Genomic DNA, 20035 nt, shown 5'->3' on the forward strand with positions numbered 1-20035 from the left:
TGGAGCCACCCGAATGACCTTCCGCTCAGGATTCGCCTGCTTCGTCGGGCGGCCGAACGCCGGCAAGTCCACCCTCACCAACGCGCTCGTCGGGCAGAAGGTCGCGATCACCTCCGGCCGCCCGCAGACCACGCGGCACACCGTGCGCGGCATCGTGCACCGTGACGACGCGCAGCTCGTGCTGGTGGACACCCCCGGCCTGCACCGCCCCCGCACCCTCCTGGGGGAGCGGCTCAACACCCTGGTCCGCGACACCCTCACCGAGGTCGACGTCGTGGGCTTCTGCCTGCCCTCCGACCAGAAGGTCGGGCCCGGGGACCGGTACATCGCCGAGCAGCTCAGCGAGCTGGCGCAGGGCCCGGGGAGGACGCCGGTGGTGGCGATCGCCACCAAGGCGGACCTGGTGGGCAAGCAGCGCCTCGCCGAGCACCTGCTGGGCATCTCGCAGCTGGGGGACTGGGCCGACATCGTCCCGGTGTCCGCCGAGTCGGGCTACCAGGTCGACGTGCTCGAGAAGGTGCTCGTGGGCCACCTGCCGGAGGGCCCCGCGCTGTACCCCGAGGGCGAGCTCACCGACGAGCCCGTGGCCGTGATGGTCGCCGAGCTGGTGCGCGAGGCCGCGCTCGAGGGCGTCCGCGACGAGCTTCCGCACTCGCTCGCCGTGGTGGTCGACGAGATGCTGCCCCGCGAGGGTTCCACGGAGGAGCGGCCCATGCTCGACGTCCGGGTCAACCTGTTCGTGGAGCGCGACAGCCAGAAGGCGATCATCATCGGCAAGGGCGGCTCGCGGCTCCGCGAGGTCGGCACGCAGGCCCGTCAGGGGATCGAGGCCCTGCTCGGCACGCGGGTCTTCCTCGACCTGCACGTGAAGGTCGCCAAGGACTGGCAGCGGGACCCGAAGCAGCTCGGCCGCCTCGGCTTCTGACGCGTCGATGTCCTCCCACGCACCGGGGCACGACCTGTCCCCAGTGCCGGATCGCGTCGTGCGCGATACTGGCCCCATGCCCTTCCGCATCGCAGGGAGCACCGCGGTGGGCATCCTCATCCTGGCCTTCATCGGCGCGATCATGGGCCCCCAGTGGGACCCGGCGCCCCTGAGCGAGGCCCTGCCCCGCGAACGGGTGTCCACGACGATCGGCGGCGCGCTCCCACGCCAGCAGTACGACGTGCGGGTCAGCCAGATCACCGTCGAGCTGGACGGCTCCAGCGTCGACGCCCGGCTGATGGAGCCCGTCGGGGCTCCCGAGGGCAGGCCCGGCGTGGTGTTCGTCCACGGCGCCGGCACCGGGCAGTCCGAGAGCGCGTTCGGCGCCCAGACCCAGGCGCTCGCGGCCGCCGGCGTGGTGACGCTCGTGCCGAGCAAGCGGCTGGACACCTACTCGACGAGCCATCGCGACTACGTGGAGATGGCCGCGGACTACGAGAGGTCGGTCCGGGCGCTGCGCGAGGTGCCCGGCGTCGACCCGGGCAAGGTGGGGGTCTACGGCGAGAGCGAGGGCGCCTGGATCGCGCCGGTGATCGCCGCGCGCGATCCCGAGGTCGCCTTCGTGGTGCTCGTCTCGGCGCCCGTCGTGCCGCCGCGCCAGCAGGCCGCGTTCGCCACCGACGCCTACCTGCGCAACACCGGGGTGCCTGGCGGGGTTTTCCGCGCCATCCCGCGCGCCGTCGGGATCTCGCTGCCGGGCGGCGACTTCGAGTACGTGGACTTCGACGTCGCGCCGTTCCAGCGCCAGATGACCCAGCCGGTGCTCGTCGTCTACGGCACCGCCGACCTGTCCATGCCGATGGTCCAGGGCGCCGAGCAGATCATCCGCGACACCGCCATCGTCGGGAACACCGACATCACCGTCCGGTACTACGAGAACGCCAACCACGGCCTGAAGGTCGACGGCAAGGTCTCGTCGGTCTTCCTGCGGGACCTCGCGGACTGGGTGGCCGGACTGCCGTCCACCGCCGGCGCGGCGCCGCGCATCGCCGGCGCGGACCCGGTCCAGCTCTACGCGGCGGCGCCGGTGCCGACACCGCGCTGGCTCGGCGACGGCGACGTGGTGCTCGGGGTCGCGGTCGTCGGGGCCGGCCTCGTCGCCCTGGGCCCGGTGATCCTGCTCGTCGCGGCAGCCCTCCGGCGCGTCCGCGGACAGCCCTCCGACAGCGCCATCGCGCCGGGCATGGCACTCCGCACGTGGCTCCTGGGAGTGCTGTCGCTGCTGACCGTGGGCGCGCTCATCTGGTACCTGTTGGCCGTGGCGCGGCTCGCCCTCGGCTACGAGCGCAACGTCTGGATCGTGCAGGGCGGCTGGTTGGCGGTGCGCGTGCTGGGGATCGCCGCCGTGGTGGCGGGGGTGCTGCTCATCGAGCGGGCGCGCCGCGTGCGGGAGTCCGGCGCCGCGATCGCCCGTGGCGCGGTCGCCATCGGGTCGTTCGCGACGACGGTGCTGGGCGCGGCGGTGCTGCTGGTCGTCCTTGCCTACTGGGGGGTCTACCAGCTGGGCATCTGACCCGGTGGGCGGTGGTACGCATCTGCCTCTCAACTAAGGCACGATGTGGGCCGATACATCAAGATCGGGGGCGCGTGCCGCCCCGGACAAGTTCGTGGGGGTGAGTCTTTGCGCACGTCGTGGGGTTCCGCGACCGATCGCGGGCTCGTGCGCGCGGTCAACGAGGACGCGCTGCTGGCCTACCCGCCGGTGTTCCTCGTGGCCGACGGCATGGGCGGGCACGACGCTGGCGACGTCGCCAGCAGGCTGGCGGTCGAGGAGTTCGCCCAGCTCGCCGGGCAGCCGCACGCCACCTCGGACGACGTGCACGCCTGCTTCACCCGCACCGCGGAGCGGATCCGGGAGGCCCTCGACGGGCGCCCGTGCGGCACCACGGTCTCCGGGGTGGCAGTCGCCGAGCACGAGGGCAGCTCGTACTGGCTGGTGTTCAACGTGGGCGACTCCCGCGTCTACCGCTGGGTGGACGGCCACCTCCGCCAGATCAGCGTCGACCACTCGGTGGTCCAGGAGATGCTCGACAACGGGGCGCTCGACGCGGAGCAGGCGCGCTCGCACCCTGAGCGCCACGTCCTCACGCGCGCGCTCGGCAGCGGCGCCAGCCCCGAGCCCGACTACTGGATGATTCCCGCCGGGCCCCACGACCGGGTGCTGGTGTGCTCGGACGGCCTGACCGGCGAGCTCTCCGACGCGGCGATCAGCGAGGTCCTCGGGCTCTTCGCCGACCCGCAGGAGGCGGCCCAGGAGCTCGTGCGGCTGGCCGTCGACGCGGGCGGCCACGACAACGTCAGCACGGTGGTGGTGGACGTCGCCACCGCCGACGCGGGCGACACCCACATGACGGTCCCACGCGCGGGGGCGGGCCTCGGCCCGGGAGCCTGGGACGAGATGCTCGACGGCGCCACCGTGCCGCGTGCCAGGACGAGGGAGATCTGACGTGAACGTGCCCGAGTACACCCCTGGGACATGGCACGCCGTCGTCGCGCACGGGATGGTGGCGCTGCTGGCTCCGTCCACCCCTGCCGAGACGGTCCGCGCGGTGTGGGACGCCGCGCCCACGCACGGCGGGATCGCCGACCAGCTCGAGGTGCTGCTGCGCGGCGGCATCAGCGGCCTGCAGCCCTTCGCCCTCGTCGACGTCACGTCCGGGCGCGTGCACGCGGCCCTGCGCGGCGAGGTCGAGGTCGAGGTCAGCGGAGCGGGCGGCGCCCGCGTGCTCACGGCCGGCGAGGTCACCACCTGGTCGGAGCGCGTCGCGGAGGGCGCCGATGTCATGACGGTGCGCGTCAGCGGGGCGCCGACGTGGTCCGGGACGACCGCCTGGCCGATCGCCACCGGGGTGGTGCGCGCCGACGGCGTGCGGGTCGCGCTGGCCGCGTCCTCCGAGGCGGGCCTCGCGTCTCCGGTCGTGGCGTCGCCCGTCGACGCGAGCGTCGGCGCGCTGGGCGGCGAGCCGCTGCCCGGCGAGCCCGTGCCCGCTGTCGAGCCGCTGCCTGCGCCCGAGCCCGAGCCCGCTTCCGAGCCCGAGGCCGCCGTGTCGGACGAGCCGGCGCCTGTGGAGCCCACGCTCGCCAGCGAGGCCGTGGTGTGGGCCTCCGAGCTCGAGGGTGGCAGCCATCGGGCGGCCGACCCCGTCGCGGACGCCGGAGGGCTGATCGAGGGCGCGCCCGCCTGGCTGCTGCCGCCCGCCGAGGAGCCCGCCCCTAGCATCGCCTTCGACGCTCCTGCCGCCCCGTCCGCACTGGACGCCCCGCTCGACCAGGTCGGCGGCGCGCCGCAGGCGCCCGCCACCGACGCCTACGGCGGGTCGGAGCCGGCCACGGCCCACCTCCCCATGCCCGGCCAGGAGTCGGTGGTGGCGGAGGCCGAGGCCGTGCTGCACGCCCAGCAGGGAGCCGTCGCGACTGGCGAGGTCCCGCCGGACGACCACGACGGGCTGACCATCCTCAGCAGCGACCTCGTGGCGATCCGCGACCAGCTCCCGTCGTGGGCGGGCGACGAGGTGCCCGGCCCGTTCCGGGTGGTGGCCCCGGCGCCCCCCGCGGTGTCCCGCCTGGTGCTGTCCACGGGCGCGGTCGTCCCGCTCGACCGCTCCGTCCTGCTGGGGCGCGCCCCGCAGGTGCTGCGGGTCACCAACAGCGAGATACCCCGCCTGGTGAGCGTCCCCTCGCCGCAGCAGGACATCTCGCGCACGCACGCCGAGGTGCGCGCCGAGGGCGAGGACGTGCTGGTCACGGACCTGCAGTCCACCAACGGCGTGCTCGTGTCCCGCGACGGCGAGCGCGCGCGACGCCTGCACCCGGGGGAGCCGACGGTCGTGCGCCCCGGTGAGCTCGTCGACCTCGGGGACGGTGTCACGTTCACGGTGGAGCGGGGTACGTGACCGCACGCCGCGAGGCGTCGACGCCACCGCAGATCGCGGGCCACCGGTACGTCCGGGTGCTGGGGCTCGGCGGGTTCGCCGACGTCTTCCTGTACGAGCAGGACCTGCCGCGCCGCTCGGTGGCGGTCAAGGTGCTGCTGGCCGGCTCGCTCGACGACGACCTGCGCTCGGGTTTCCGCACCGAGGCCAACCTCATGGCGCAGCTGTCCCACCACCCGTCCATCGTCACGATCCACCACGCCGACATCGCCCGCGACGGCCGCCCGTACCTGGTCATGGAGTACTGCTCCGGGCCGGCCCTCGCCGAGCGCTACCGGCGTGAGCGGATCTCCGTGCCGGAGGCCCTGCGCATCGGCGTGCGGCTGGGCTCTGCCGTGGAGACGGCGCACCGCGCGGGCATCCTGCACCGCGACATCAAGCCAGCCAACGTCCTGACCACGGACTTCGGCTGGCCGGCGCTCACCGACTTCGGGATCGCCGCCACCACGGGCGCCGGCGCGGGGGCCGCGCTCGGCATGTCGATCCCGTGGTCGCCGCCCGAGCTGCTCGCCCAGCAGCCCCACGGCGACGCCCGCTCCGACGTGTACTCGTTGTCGGCGACGGTGTACTCCCTGCTGGCCGGCCGAACCCCCTTCGAGGTGCCCGGCAGCCCCAACGGGGCCGCCGACGTCGTCGCCCGGATCGAGCGCAGCCCTCTGCAGCCGACCGGCCGCGAGGATGTCCCCGCGTCGCTGCAGGCGGTGCTGGCCCGGGCGATGGCCAAGGACCCGAACGAGCGGTTCGCCAGCGCGGCCGCTTTCGCACGGGCGTTGCAGCAGGTCGAGGCGTCGCTCGGCTTCGCGGTGACGCCGCTCGACCTGCCCGACGACGCGCGCCTGGCGCCCCCGAACCCCGCCCACCTGACGTCGGCGCAGGACGCGCCGGCGGGCGACGACGCGACCCGGCTCCGCCCGGTGATCAGCATCGACGCGTCCGGGCTCCCGGCGGAGATGTCCTCGCGCACCCATGCGGGCGCGCCCCTGCCCGAGCTCGACGGGCCCTCCCAGGTGCGGCTGAACCTCCCGCAGACGGCCAGGATCCCCGGCGCGGCGGCCCCGGTCCCGACGCCCGGCGGCGAGGGTGCAGCGCGCCCCGGCGCTGACGCGGCGCCCGCGGCGGGCCAGTCCGACCCCGCGGCGCCTGACGCCCGCCGCCGCAGGCGCGTGGCGGTCAGCTCCGTCTCGGGCGTTCTCGTCGTGGCGGCGCTCGCCGGGGTCGCCGCCCTGACCCTCGGCGGCCGGGCCGACGCCCCGCCCAGGCCCATGCCGATGCCGACTGTGAGCGAGCTCGCCCGCCCGACCCTCGGCGGGGTGTCCTCCGTGGTGCCCGCGCCCGCCGACCTCGTGGGCCGACGGACCCCCAGCGGCGTCGAGTTCACCTGGACGAACCCCGACCCGGCCGAGGGCGACCAGTACCTGTGGGGGGTGCGGACCGCGACCGGCGGGGCCGAGCTCGAGCTCGTGGGGGAGCGTCGCGTGTCCGTCCCGGCCTCGGCCGATGAGACCGTGTGCGTCGAGGTGTCGATCGTCCGAGCGAACCGCGCGTCCTCGGCGTCGCCCGCGGAGGCCTGCGCGTCATGAGACTGCTCGCAGCCCGCCGTCGCGTCGCCCAGGCGGCCGCCCTCGTCACGGCCCCTGCCGTGCTCCTGGTGCTGGCCCTGGTGAACCCCGGCTTCCCCCTCGCCCGGGTCGACCTCAATGACGCCGGCGTGTGGCTGACCGCCACCGAGTCGTTGCGGCTCGGACGCCTGAACGCGCAGGTCGAGGAGCTCAACGCGGGACTGGTGACGACCGGCAGCCGTTTCGACGTGCTGCAGGACGGCGCGGACGTGCTGCTGGTCGAGCCCGTCACCGTGTCCCTGGTGGACCCGGCCACGGTCACGCTCGCCGCCCAGGTCGCCGTGCCCTCGGGCTCCGAGGTGTCGATGGGCGGCGGGACGATCGCGTTGGTCGACCCGGACGGCGACGCGTGGGTGCGTCCCGTCGCGCAGCTCGGCGGGCTCGCGCCCGCGGCGGACACGCCGGACATGGTGCTCGGCGCGGGTGGCCGCGTGGTGGTCACCGACTCGGGGGTGGCCTACGGCGTGGACGCCGAGACCGGCGACGTCACGCGGGTCGCACTGGTCGACGGGCAGCCGCAGGCCGAGCCCGCGGGGACGCTCGGGGCCCCGGTCGAGCAGCTCACCGCGGTGGGCGACGAGCCGGTGGGCCTCAGCAGCGACACCGTGCGCAGCCGCCGGGCGGCTGTGCCGCTCGAGGGCGGGCGCGACGTGGTCCTGCAGCAGCCCGGCCCGGCCCATGACACGGTGCTGGTGGCGACACGGGACGCCTTGCTCGAGGCGCCGCTCGGCGGTGGCGACGTGGCACGTCATGCCACCACGGGCCAGGGCGTGCCTGCCGCGCCGGTGCGGCTCGACGGCTGTGCGCACGGCGCCTGGGCCTCGGGCTCCGGCTCGTACCTGCGGCGCTGCGGCGAGGGCAAGCCGGAGGTGCTGGACCTCGAGGGCATGACCACCAGCGACGAGCTGACGTTCCGGGTCAACCGCGGCGTCGTGGTGCTGAACGACACCCTGCGCGGCCGGCTGTGGATGCCGATGGAGGACGTCGCGCTCCGCGAGCCGAACTGGCAGGACATCGTCCCCGAGGACGAGCCTGAGGAGAGCCAGGAGGAGGCCGAGGGCGCCGCGACCACCCAGGACCTCCTCGCGGAGTGCGGCGCCGAGTCGTCCGCCCCGCAGGCCCAAGACGACGTCTTCGGAGTGCGCCCGGGACGGACGATGATCCTGCCGGTCATCGACAACGACTCCTCCTCGGACTGCGGGATCCTCGCGGTGAGCGAGTTCGACCCCCTGCCCGAGGAGTTCGGCACGCTCCAGGCGATCTACGGAGGGCGCGCGCTGCAGGTCCGGGTCAACCCCGACGCCGCGGGGACTGTCGTCTTCACGTACACGATCTCGGACGGGCGGGGCACCAGCGCCCCGTCGACGGCCGACGTGCAGCTCACGGTCCGCGACCCGGGCATCAACGACGCGCCAGTGCAGAGCCGGATCGGCTCGCTGAGCGTCGAGCAGGATGCGCACGCGCAGTACAACGCCCTGGCCGACTTCACCGACCCCGACGGCGACGACCTCACGCTGGTCGACGCGACGGCGACGTCGGGCACGGTCCGGTTCCGGCAGGACGGGATCGTCACGTATCAGGCGGACGGCGGGACGCTGGGCCGCACCGAGGTCCGGCTGCTGGTCTCGGACGGCCAGGAGACCGTCGAGGGCACGCTCGTCGTGGACATCCGAGCCGCGGGCTCGCTGGCGCCCCAGATCGACCCGGTGCACGCGGTCACCTACGTGGACCAGCCGGTGCGGCTGCAGCCGCTCGACGCCGTGCGCACCAGCGGCAAGGAGCCGGTGCGCCTCGCGGGGGTCGACGACCTGCCCGGCGCCAAGATCACCACCGACCTCGCCGCCGGCACGTTCACGTTCAGCGCCCCGCGCCCCGGCACCTACTACGTGAGCTTCGTCGTGGTGGCGGCCCCGCAGCAGGCCACGGGCCTGGCCCGGGTGGACGTGCTCGAGTGGCCGTCGCAGGTCGAGCCGCCCGTGGCGGTGCGGGACCGGGTGTCCCTGGCCCCTGGCCGCGAGGTGACCGTGGCGCCGCTGGCGAACGACTCCGACCCGGCCGGCGGGGTGCTGGTGCTGCAGTCCGTGGACACGCCCGAGGACTCCGGGCTGCGGGTCGCCATCCTCAACCACGAGCTCGTGCGGATCTCCGCGACGCGCACCCTCACCGCCCCCGTGTCGCTCACGTACACGGTGTCCAACGGCGCGGCGTCGGCGGTCGGGGAGATCGCCGTCCACCCGGTGCCCGCGTCCGCGGTCGCGCAACCGCCCGTCGTGGAGAACCTCGAGGTGAGCGTGCGCACCGGGGGAGTCGTGACGGTGCGGGTGCTCGACCACGCCTACGACCCTGACGGCGACGCGCTCTCCGTCGTGCCAGCCCTCGCCGAGCCGCTCGGGGAGGGCGAGGGCCTGCTCTTCGTCTCGGGCGACGTGCTCCGCTACCAGGCCCCCGCGACCCCGCTCACCGCCCACGCGACCTTCGTCGTCCGCGACGAGACCGGCAACGAGACCGCGGCGACCCTGACGGTGCGGGTGCACGCGTCGGACGCCACCAGCAAGTCGCCGCCCCGCCCGCGCGACCTCACCGCCCGAGTCTTCGAGGGCGAGGCCATCCGCATCGCGGTGCCCCTGGTGGGCATCGACGACGACGGCGACGGCGTGACGCTGCTCGGCGTGGCGGTGGCGCCCACCAAGGGGCGGGTCATCGACTCGGGGGCCGACTGGCTCGAGTACGAGGCGCTGCCCAACGAGACGGGCACCGACTCGTTCACCTACGCGGTCGAGGACTGGACCGGGCAACGGGCCGTCGCGACCATCCGGGTCGGCATCAGCCCCCGGCCCGCGGAGAGCGCCCAGATCGTGGCCCGCAACGACGACGTGACCGTGCGGCCCGGCCAGCGGGTCGAGGTGCGCGTGCTGGCCAACGACATCGACGCCAGCGGTGGCGAGCTCGCCCTCGCCGAGGAGCTCGACATGGCCGAGGGCATCGATGCCAAGGTCGAGGGCCGGCGGATCATCGTCCAGGCGCCGCCGAGCCCCGGCGTCCTGCAGATCGCGTACACGGTGACCAACGGCCGCGGCGGCAGGGACTCCGCGGTGCTCACTGTCAACGTGCTCGAGGACGCGCCCGTGCTGCCTCCGGTGGCCCGTGACGTCGTGGTGCCGGCGATCGACACCCTCGGCCGGGAGAGCGTCGAGGTCGATGTGCTCGCGGTGGCGCAGAACCCGAGCGGGCCGCTGAGCGACCTCGAGGTGTCGGTGCCCGACTCGGCGGCGGGCGTCGCGTCGGTCACCCCCACCGGCAGCGTCGTCATCACGCTCGGGGAGCACGCCCAGACGGTGCCGTACCTGCTGACCAACACGACCGCGCGCAGCACCGCCCGGACGTACGCGTTCATCACCGTGCCCGCGCTGGGGTTCTTCCCGCCGACGCCACGCCCCAAGGCGCCCGAGCTGCGGGTGGCGTCCGGCGAGCAGATCGTGATCCCGCTCGACGAGCAGGTGCAGGTGGCGCCAGGGCGCGTCGCGACGATCGCGGACCCGTCCGCGGTGCAGGCCACCAAGTCCGACGGGTCCCACCTGGTGCGGGACGCCACGACGCTGGTGTTCACCTCGGCGTCCGGGTATGCCGGCCCGGCGTCCATCACGGTGCCTGTGACGGACCGGACGAGCGTCTCGGACACCACCGGCCGCACCTCCGTCATCACCCTGTCGATCACGGTGTACGCGGTGGACGACCACCCCCCGAAGTTCATCGCGCCGACGATCGCCGTGGCGCCGGGCGAGGAGCCGGTGGCGGTGGACCTGCGGACGCTCACCACCGGCCCCGAGGGGGCCACCGGCAGCGCGGACCTGTACTCGTACCAGCTGCGCTCCGCCGTCCCCTCCGGGTTCACCGCCACCCTGGACGGCTCGGTGCTGCGCGTCGCGGCGGGCCGCACCACCGCCAAGGGCACGATCGGCTCGATCGACCTCACGCTCGGCTATGGGCGGGCGGGGTCGATGGAGGTCACGGTGGACCTGCGGACGACCGCGAGCACCCGGGCCATGCCCCGGGTCCTCGACCGCCGCATCACGGACGGGGTGCAGGGGCGCGAGGTCACCGTCGACGCCCTCGCGGGGGCGCGCAACCCCTTCCCGGACAGCCCGCTGACCATCGTCGAGGCCGTCGTCGAGACGCCCGGCTCCGGCACGGCGTCCCTGTCCGGCGCCAACGTCGTGGTGCGGCCGGGAACCGACTTCGTCGGAGAGATGGTCGTCCGGTTCGGCGTGCGCGACGCCACCGGCGACCCGGACCGGCAGGTCGAGGGCCGCATCACCGTGGTCGTGCGCGGCAAGCCGGCCACCCCCAAGGCGCCGCGGGTCGTCGAGGTCCGCGACCGCACCGTCGTGCTCAGCTGGGACGCCCCGGACGACCGCGGTGAGCGGATCACCGGCTACCGCGTGACGCCCACCCCGGCCGCCGGCGCCGGGTCGCGCCAGTGCGCCAGCACCACGTGCACGATCGACAACCTCACCAACGACGTCGAGTACACCTTCACGGTCGCCGCGCTGAACGCGGTGGACTGGTCCGAGCCGAGCCCGGCGTCGGCGACGGCGCGGCCCGACGCCGTGCCGGACAGGCCCGAGCCGCCGACGCTCGTCTCGGGCGACGGGCAGGTCAGCGTGTCGTGGACCGCGCCGACGAGCCCTGGCTCGCCGGTGTCCCGGTACGACGTGATGATCTCGCCGGCGCCCGGCAGCGGCAGCGCCACCCAGACCACCTCGTCGCTGGGCGCCACGTTCAACGGTCTGCGGAACGGCACCGCGTACACCGTGCAGGTGCGCGCCTACAACAGGCTCCCCGAGCCCAGCGCCTGGAGCACGCCGTCGGCGCCGGCCACCCCGGCGAAGGCCCCGGAGGCGCCCATGCCGCGTGCCGTCGGCACCGTCACCGGGTGGTTCGGCACCACCGGCCGCATCGACGTCGACTGGGACGCCCCGGCGGACAACGGCGCGCCGATCACCGGGTACCACGTCTCCGTGGACGGGGGCCCGCCCGTGGCCAACGGGACGTCCAACCATTTCGTGATCGCCGAGGCCGAGCGCGGCAAGACCTACGAGATCCGGGTCCGCGCCGTGAACCGGGCGGGCGAGTCCGCCTGGGGGGTCGTCACGGGCACCACGTACAGCGCGCCGGACACCCCGAAGGGGCTGTCGGCGACGACGTCGGGCACCGCGTTCGGCGCCGGCGCCGTGGTGCTGGCATGGACGGCGCCCGCCGACGCCGGAGGCCGAGGCATGTCGATCAAGCACTACGAGATCGAGGGCTACGGCACGACGAGCTCCCGCGCCTTCACCATCCCCGCCACGGGCGGCACGACGGTGACCGCACGGATCCGCGCCGTCAACACGCGCGACCTGGCCAGCGAGTGGGCGACGTTCACCGGCGTCACCGTGCGGACAGTGCCCCAGCAGCCGAGGCTCACCGTCGCGGCGGGAGCAGTCGACCAGGTCTCCATCGTGGTCGCCGACGGCGCGGACGGCGGATCGCCGATCGACCGGCGGCAGCACCGGGTCAACAGCAGCCGCGCGTTGGGCGACGATCGGGACTGGGTCACCGGCGCGCCTCCGGCGGTGCACGGGCAGGCGGGCGGAGACGTCACCATCGACTACCGGGTCGGGAACGCCGTCGGCTGGTCTGAGCCGGTCCGTCAGACGGCCCAGCCGGGCCGGGCAGCGGTCCCCGACGCCCCGGGACAGCTGACCGCGTCCTCCCCGGGCGCCGAGGTGCTCGACTTCGCCTGGACGGCGCCGGTCGACAACGGGCGGCCGGTCACCGGCTACGAGTGGGAGATCCTCCGCGGCGCGGCGGTGCTCAAGCGTGGCTCGGTGGGCGCCGGCGTCCTGGGCGTGGCCCGGGAGACCGTGCCCGGGGGCGGCGCCGTCACGGTCCGTGTGCGCGCCGTCAACGCCGTCGGGCCCAGCGCCTGGGCCACGTCGGCCGAGATCGCCGTCCCGGCCACGAGCGGATGAGCCGGATGAGCCGCTAGACGTCCGCGGCCGCGCCGTGCCAGGGCGCGCCGCCTTGAGACCTTCGCTGAACCAGCCCCACCCAGAGAGAGCATCCCGATGACACCTGAGCAAGCGACCTGGTTCGCCGAGACCTTCGGCGCGCTCGTGGACAACGTGGGCCGTGCCCTGCTCGGCAAGGAGCACGCCGTGCGCCTGGCCATGACGGCGATGATCGCCGAGGGCCACCTGCTGCTCGAGGACGCGCCGGGAACGGGCAAGACGTCGCTGGCCAAGGCCATCGCGGCCACGGTGCAGGGCACCCACCACCGCATCCAGTTCACCCCGGACCTGCTGCCCAGCGACGTCACCGGCGTGACCATCTACGACCAGGGCTCGGGACGGTTCGAGTTCCACCCCGGCCCCATCTTCGCCTCGGTGGTGCTGGCCGACGAGATCAACCGGGCCTCGCCCAAGACCCAGTCCGCGCTGCTCGAGGTCATGGAGGAGGGCCAGATCACGGTGGACGGGGTGACCCACCCGGTGGGCCGCCCGTTCATGGTCATCGCCACGCAGAACCCCATCGAGCAGGCGGGCACCTACCGGCTGCCCGAGGCGCAGCTCGACCGGTTCCTGATCAAGACGTCGCTGGGGTACCCGGACCGGGTGGCGGCGGTCGAGATCCTCGCGGGGGCGAAGGACCGCACCACGACGCTGAAGCCGAAGATCACCACCCACGCGGTGGGGGACATGGCCCAGCTGGCCACGACGGTGCACATCGACGCCGCCGTCCTGGACTACGTGGCACGCCTGCTCGAGGCCACGCGCGAGGACGCCCAGACCTCGCTCGGCGCCAGCGTGCGCGGCGGCCTGGCGCTCGTCCGCTGCGCGAAGGTCTGGGCGGCCTCCGAGGGCCGCGCGTACGTCGTGCCGGACGACGTGAAGTCGCTCGCCACGCCCGTGCTCGCGCACCGGCTCATGCTGGACACCGAGGCGGAGTTCGCGGGCGTGACCACCACCCACGTGCTCGACCGGATCGTCGCGGACACCCAGCCCCCGGCCCTGCGGGCGGTCTGACGGTGCTGCCACGCATCAGCCCTGTCGGCTGGGGCGCCGTCATCGGCGCCCTGGCCGGCCTCGTTCTCGGCCGGTGGCTGGGCTGGCTCGAGCTCGCTGCCTTGGGGGCGGCGCTGGGCGTGGCGGTCGTCGTCTCGCTGGTGATGACGGTCGGGCGGGACCGGTACGTGGTGGACCTGTACCTGGCCGACCGGCGTGTGCGGGTCGGGGAGCGGGCCGTCGGCCGCCTCACCGTGCGCAACGCGTCCCGGCGGCGCTCGCTGCCCGCCCGGATCGAGCTCCCGGTCGGCACGGGCGCCGCCGAGCTGCCGCTGCCCTCGCTGTCCGGCGGAGAGGAGCACGAGGACCTCTTCGCCATCCCGACGTCCCGCCGTGCGGTCGTCGTCGTGGGGCCGGTGCGCTCGGTGCGCGGCGACCCGCTGGGCCTGGCCCGGCGTCGGCTGCGCTGGACGGAGCCCGTCGAGCTCTTCGTGCACCCCCGGATCGTCTCGCTCACGGGCGCGAGCTCCGGGCTGCTACGCGACCTCGAGGGGCAGTCCACCCGCGACCTGTCCGACTCCGACCTGTCGTTCCACGCGCTGCGCGACTACGTCGCGGGCGACGACCGCCGGTACATCCACTGGCGCACCACCGCGCGACGCGGGGTGCTGATGGTCAAGCAGTTCGAGGACACGCGGCGCACGCAGACCGTCGTGGCGCTGTCCACCGACCCTCGCGACTACGCCGACGCCGACGAGTTCGAGCTGGCGGTCTCGACGGCCGCGTCCCTGGGCGTCCAGGTGCTGCGCGAGGAGCGTGACCTCGCCGTCCTCGCGGGGCCCGGGCGGTTGCGCGTGGAGACCCCGCCGCGGCTCCTCGACGACTGCGCGGCGCTGGGCCTCGCGCTCGGCACAGCGGGCGCGGGCGACCTCGGCAGGCGGATCGCGCGCGACGCCCCGGAGGCGTCGGTGGCCCTGCTGGTCGCCGGCTCGACCCCGACGGTCGGCCAGTTGCGCGCCGGGGTGCGCCACGTCCCGGTGGGCACCCGCACGGTGGTGCTGACCTGCGCGCTGGGCGCGGACGTCGAGGTGCGCACCCAGGGCTCGTTGACCCTCGGCGTCCTGGGCCGGCTCGACGACCTGCCCCGTGTGCTGCGCAGGGCGCTCGGATGAGCGCCCTGGCTCCCCGCGCCGGCTGGCGGGCCGCGGTCGACGTGCTCGTGCTCGTGGCGGCCCTCGCGGCTGCCCTCGTCCCGTTGGCCCCGGTGTACGGCGCATCGGCCGCCGCACCCGCCATCGCCGGCGGCCTGGTGCTCGGCTCCGGCGTGGCCGTGCTCGGCGCGCTGCGCCGCTGGTCGGCGATCACCGTTGTGGCCGGGCTCGTCCTCGCGTACCTGGTCTGCGGCGGTGCGTTCGCGGCCCCGTCGACCACGGTCGCCGGGGTGCTGCCCACCCTCGGCACGTTCTCGTCGCTCGTGGCGGGCGCCGCGACCTCGTGGAAGCAGATGCTGACGCTGCAGCCACCGCTCGGCGCCGCCTCCAACTTCCTCGTCGTGCCGTTCCTGCTGGCACTGGCCGGCTCCGCGACCGCGGTGGCCCTGACGCTGCGCGCGCGTCCCGCCGTCGCGGCCGTGGCGGCCGTCGTGCCGGTGGCGGTCCTGCCGCTGGCGGTGCTGCTGGGCTCCCGGACCACGGTCGCGCCGGTGGCCGGTGGAGTCGCCCTCGGCCTGGCCATGCTCGGCTGGGCCGCGTGGCGGTCAGGCGCGTTGCGCGCGCGCCGGGTGGCCGCGGTGTCGTCGATGGTGGTGCTCACGGTCGCCGGCGGCCTGCTCGGCGGGCCGGTGGTCGTCGGGGACACGCCCCGGTTCGTGCTCCGCGACGAGCTCGTGCCGCCCTTCGACCCGAGCGACTACCCCAGCCCGCTGTCGGCGTTCCGCAAGCACGTCAAGGACGAGGACGTCGCACTGTTCACCGTGCGCGGCCTTCCCCCGGGTGCCCGGGTGCGCCTGGCCACGATGGACCGGTTCGACGGCGTCGTGTGGAACGTCGCGGGCGACGGCTCCGCGGCCGCGTCGGGGGAGTACCGGCGGGTCGGGCAGAGCATCGAGACGACAGCCCGCGGCGAGCGGGCACGCGTGGAGGTCGAGGTCCACGACCTGACAGGGGTGTGGCTGCCGACGGTGGGCCAGGCCCGCGCGGTGGACGTCGACGGCTCCGCTGCCGCCGACGTCCGCTACAACGACGCCACCGGCTCCGCGGTGCTCACCAGCGGGCTGCGGCCCGGCCTCGCCTACACGCTCGACGTGGTGATCCCCGACGAGCCGTCGGACGAGGTGATCGGCGACGCCTCCACCGCCTCCGTGGTGGTGCCGACCGCCGTCGCCGTTCCGGACGCGGTGGCGGTAGCCGCCGCCTCGGTCGCCCGTGACGCCGGCACGCCGGTGGAGATCGCGCGGAGCCTGCAGAAGGCGCTCGCGGAGGACGGCTTCTTCAGCCACGGACTCGGCGGCGACTACCCGTCGTTGTCCGGCCACGGCGCCGACCGTCTGACGTCCTTGCTGGGCGGCGACCTGATGGTGGGCGACGGGGAGCAGTACGCCTCCGCGATGGCGTTGATGGCCCGCCAGATGGGCTTGCCCTCGCGCGTCGTGATGGGCTTCGTCGCGTCACAGGACCGCGAGGAGGACGGCGCGGGCCAGCCGTCCAGTGAGGACGAGGAGGGTGCCGAGCCCTCCGACGAGGTCACGTACACCGGCGACGACGTCGAGGCGTGGGTGGAGATCGCGTTCGAGGGGCATGGCTGGGTCGCGTTCGACCCGACGCCCCCGCGCACGCAGACCCCGCACGAGGACTCGACGACGTCGCCGTCCGACCCGGAGCCCCAGGTGGTGCAGCCTCCGCCGCCGGTGCCCGAGCCCGAGTCGCCGCCCGAGGACGACACCGAGCAGCCCCAGGCGCAGGACCCCGAGGCCGCGCCCGACGCCCGGCCGTTGTGGCTGAGGGTGGCCATCGTGGCCGGGGCGGTCGCCGTGCCGCTGCTGCTCTTGGCGCTGCCGTTCCTGCTGGTGGTCGCGGTCAAGCTCCGCCGCCGGCGTCGGCGCCGCACGTCCCCCGACCCGGTCGCCAGCGTCGCCGGCGGCTGGGACGAGGTGCTCGACGTGGCCCACGACCTGGGCCTCGCCACGTCGCCGCTGGCCACCCGGCGGGAGACGGCGCGGACGCTGGCCGGCGCCCTCGACGACGCCCGTGCACGCTCCGGCGACCGGGTCGCGGCCGTGGTGCGGGTGCTCGCGGAGGAGGCGGACGCCGTGGTGTTCGGGCCCGGAGCGCCGGGCGAGAACGTCGCCACCGCCTACTGGGCACGGGTGGACGCCGCGCTGTCGCACCTGCGGGCCAGCGTCTCCCGGCGGCGCTGGTGGCGTGCGCGCGTGTCGCTCGCCTCGGCGCGCGAGCGCCGGCGCCGGGCGCGCACCAGCCCGTCCGCCCGCCCCATGCCCAGGTCACGCCCGCAGCACGGCCCAGCCGCCGCCACGCACGAGTCTCGGACGAGGACGCTCGTCGACCAGGAGGTACGCATCCCATGACGTCCGCCGCACCCCGTTACCTGGTGCCCGCGCCGTCCGCGCCGCTGGGTCGGCGCGCCCTCGCCTCGCTCGTTGACGCCGTGCTGCTCGTCCCGGTGGCCGTGGCGCCACTCGGCTCGGTGCTCGCCGAGTGGCTGCGGCAGCTGACCGACTCGGGGTGGGACGCGGTCGACAGCCCGCCGGGCGCGCTCGGCACGATGGCCGTCGCGACGGCGCTCGGCGGCGCCCTCGGGGTGGTGCAGTGGTGGGCCCACGGCGTCCACGGGTGGACGATCGGCCGCCGGCTGACCGGCCTGCGCACGGTCGACGTCCGCACAGGTGATCCGATCGGTATGTGGCGTGCCCTGCAGCGGACCGTGCTGATCGCGGGCGGCGCCCTCGCCTGCCTGGTGGGCCAGTTCCTGGTGCTGGCCTCGCCGCTGTTCGACGGCTCGGGGAGGGGCCGCGGCTGGCACGACCGGCTCACCGGCGCGGAGGTCGTGGATGTGCGCGGCCGGGCGACGACTCGTCGCCCGGCCCGGAGTGGGCCAGCGAGGGGCCGGCGCCCCGAGCACGTCGAGCTCGAGCCGGTCTCGGTGGAGCACCTTGCGGCGCCCGGTGGGGCAGGCCGCGTCGAGCAGCCCACCGGCCCGGCTGCCCTGCCGCGGACGGCAGGGCAGCCCCGGGCGCAGGACGCCCACGCGGCCGCCGCCCGCCGGCTCGACGCGCTGCTGGCCGATCGCCGGCCTGCCACCGGTGGGCTGGTGCTGCCGCCGCTGCGCGAGCCGGGGGTGTCGCCGGATGTCGACACCCGCATGATGGCGGTCGTGCGCCCCGTCCAGTTCGCTGGCGACGCCGCCGCCCGTCGAGATGCCGTCGCCGACCGCCAGCCCGCCCACGGCCAGCCTGTCGACGACTCCCTCGATCCAGCGCTCGAGCTGACGCACCGGGCGCCGGCGCGCGCCCTCGAGCCGCTGGCGGCTCCCGAGCCCTCCGGAGACCCGTCCGTCGCCGAGATCGAGCTGCACGACGGCCGGCTGGTGCGGGTGGCCAGCGCGGCGGTGGTCGGTCGCAACCCGGTGGCTGTGGACGGTGTGCAGGTGGTGCGGGTGGTCGACCCGGGCAGGTCGGTCTCGAAGACCCACCTGCAGATCGGGGTCGAGGGCGACGCGGTCTGGGTGGCCGATCGGGGCTCCACCAACGGCACCCTGGTGACCCTCGCCGACGGCCAGCAGATCGTCTGCGGGCCAGAGCAGCACGTGCGTCTACCGGTCGGGGCCACGGTCTCGTTCGGCAACTGCGGTCTGCGGCTGATCCGAGGCCCGCGAGCCCGCCAGCAGGCCTAAGATCGCGCCATGGCGCCGACGCCGTCCCACCGCATGGAGGCGGTCGAGCTCGTCGAGGAGGACCTCCCCACGAGCCCGACGACGGTGGGCGGGCGCAAGGGCGGGCAGACGGCACGGCCCTCGGCCGAGGAGCCGCCCCCGGGCTCGGAGGCGCCGCCGGGGGCTGCGCGCCGCGGCGTCGCCCGCGCCGTCCGGCGATGGTGGCCGATCGCTCTGCCGCTGGTCCTCGTCGTGGCCGCCGGCTCGGCAGTCTCCGCCCAGCGCGAGAGGGCGCGCGCCGATCGCGTCGCGGCCGTCCCCGGCATGGTGCGGCCGCTCGACGGCGCCCCGAGCGAGCTGTGGCGGGTTCCGGCAGGCCCCGGCGACCAGGTGGTCGCGGCTGGCGGCGGAGTGGCCGTGGTGGGCGACCGCCAGGGGGTGTGGCGTGTGACGGCGGTGGACGCCCGCACGGGTGACGAGCGCTGGTCGACGCGGCTCACCCGCGTCGCGTCGGTCGCGGTCGAGGCTGGCGCCGTGGTCTGCCCGGGCGGCGCCGACGTGGGCGAGCTCCTGGTGTGCCTGGTGCGCGCCCCGGCGCCGGTGTACGCCGACGCCCTGGCCGCGGCGCCAGGGGCCGCGCGCATCGTGGCGCTCGACTCCGCGGACGGGACGGTGGCCGGCGAGTGGGCGGTCGGCGACGCCGTCGTCAGCGTGGCGCGCCGGGGCGACGACGTGGTGCTGGTGACCGAGGACCCGGACGGCATCGTCCACGCCGCCAGGCACGACGCGCTCACCGGCGCCACCCGCTGGTCGTACGAGGCGCGCCAGGCGGTGGGCTCGGACGGCTACGTGGACGTCGCGAGCGCCGAGGCCACCGGCGAGCATCTGCTGCTCGGCGGCTACGGCACCGCGGTGCTCGACCTCGACGACGGCGCCGAGCTCTTCTGGGCGCGGTACCTCTCGTTCGTGCTGACGCGATCGGACAGTGAGCGGTTCGGCACCTGGTCGGCCTCTCGCGGCGGCGCCCTGCACGGCGCGTCGGGGCGCAAGCTGCGGGACCTGCCCGCCCTGCCGGTGCGGCCAGCCGTCGACGACGGCACCGCGGACGACGTGGTGGTCCTGGACACCGGCCGCGAGCTCAGCGCGGCCGGCGCGTACACGGGAACACCGCTGTGGACCCTCGACACCGACCTCGAGGTCGCGCTGGTGGTCGCCGGCCACCTCGTCCTCGCGGCGCCGGGGCGCCAGATGAGCGTCGACGCCCACACCGGGGAGGTCGCGTGGGACGTCGCGACCCGGGCCGGCGCGTTCGCCCTGGTGTCCGATGGCGCGCTGGTCCTCACTGCCGAGCCGGGCGCGGACGGCGCGCCCGTCCTGACCGCCCGCGGGGTCGAGGACGGCGTGGAGTACTGGTCCCGGCCGTTGCCGGCGGGCACGTCGTCCCTGGTCGTGGAGGGCGGCGCCCTCCTGGCCCGGACCGCTCACGAGCTCGTCGCGCTCGGCTGACGCCATGGCGCGCCGCAGGTGGGCCCTCCCGGGGAGCGCGGAGTACAGTGGCGACGTGCTGAA

At 75.2% G+C, this 20035-nt stretch carries 11 protein-coding genes; all 11 read left to right on the forward strand.

Going from position 1 to position 20035, the window contains the following annotated elements; all coding sequences use genetic code 11:
* Nucleotides 1-13 precede the first annotated feature (13 nt).
* Nucleotides 14-925 (forward strand): GTPase Era, encoded by a 912-nt coding sequence (gene era / locus NP064_RS05950; protein ID WP_227568705.1) that lies wholly within the window; start codon nucleotides 14-16, stop codon nucleotides 923-925.
* A 76-nt stretch (nucleotides 926-1001) separates the two neighbouring features.
* A complete protein-coding gene (locus tag NP064_RS05955) occupies nucleotides 1002-2498 on the forward strand; it encodes an alpha/beta hydrolase family protein (protein ID WP_227568706.1) in 1497 nt (498 codons plus the stop codon).
* A 108-nt stretch (nucleotides 2499-2606) separates the two neighbouring features.
* Nucleotides 2607-3431, forward strand: coding sequence for a PP2C family protein-serine/threonine phosphatase (locus tag NP064_RS05960; RefSeq protein WP_227568707.1), 825 nt, complete (start codon nucleotides 2607-2609; stop codon nucleotides 3429-3431).
* Nucleotide 3432: 1 nt separating this feature from the next.
* On the forward strand, nucleotides 3433-4878 hold the full coding sequence (locus NP064_RS05965) for an FHA domain-containing protein (RefSeq protein ID WP_227568708.1): 1446 nt from the start codon (nucleotides 3433-3435) through the stop codon (nucleotides 4876-4878).
* Nucleotides 4875-6497, forward strand: a complete 1623-nt coding sequence (locus tag NP064_RS05970; RefSeq protein WP_227568709.1) for a serine/threonine-protein kinase — start codon at nucleotides 4875-4877, stop codon at nucleotides 6495-6497. Before NP064_RS05965 ends, NP064_RS05970 begins: the two co-directional genes overlap by 4 nt.
* Nucleotides 6494-12547, forward strand: coding sequence for an Ig-like domain-containing protein (locus NP064_RS05975; RefSeq protein WP_227568710.1), 6054 nt, complete (start codon nucleotides 6494-6496; stop codon nucleotides 12545-12547). The genes NP064_RS05970 and NP064_RS05975 overlap by 4 nt, the downstream gene beginning before the upstream one ends.
* Before the next feature lie 96 nt (nucleotides 12548-12643).
* On the forward strand, nucleotides 12644-13600 hold the full coding sequence (locus NP064_RS05980; RefSeq protein WP_227568711.1) for an AAA family ATPase: 957 nt from the start codon (nucleotides 12644-12646) through the stop codon (nucleotides 13598-13600).
* A gap of 2 nt (nucleotides 13601-13602) precedes the next feature.
* Entirely contained in the window at nucleotides 13603-14751 is a 1149-nt protein-coding gene (locus tag NP064_RS05985) for a DUF58 domain-containing protein (protein ID WP_227568712.1), read from the forward strand.
* On the forward strand, nucleotides 14748-17162 hold the full coding sequence (locus NP064_RS05990; RefSeq protein WP_227568713.1) for a transglutaminase TgpA family protein: 2415 nt from the start codon (nucleotides 14748-14750) through the stop codon (nucleotides 17160-17162). Before NP064_RS05985 ends, NP064_RS05990 begins: the two co-directional genes overlap by 4 nt.
* A complete protein-coding gene (locus tag NP064_RS05995; protein WP_227568714.1) occupies nucleotides 17159-18487 on the forward strand; it encodes an RDD family protein in 1329 nt (442 codons plus the stop codon). Before NP064_RS05990 ends, NP064_RS05995 begins: the two co-directional genes overlap by 4 nt.
* Nucleotides 18488-18496: 9 nt before the next feature.
* Entirely contained in the window at nucleotides 18497-19972 is a 1476-nt protein-coding gene (locus NP064_RS06000; protein WP_227568715.1) for an outer membrane protein assembly factor BamB family protein, read from the forward strand.
* Nucleotides 19973-20035: the final 63 nt, after the last annotated feature.

Source organism: Cellulomonas chengniuliangii (assembly GCF_024508335.1).
Classification (GTDB): domain Bacteria; phylum Actinomycetota; class Actinomycetes; order Actinomycetales; family Cellulomonadaceae; genus Cellulomonas_A; species Cellulomonas_A chengniuliangii.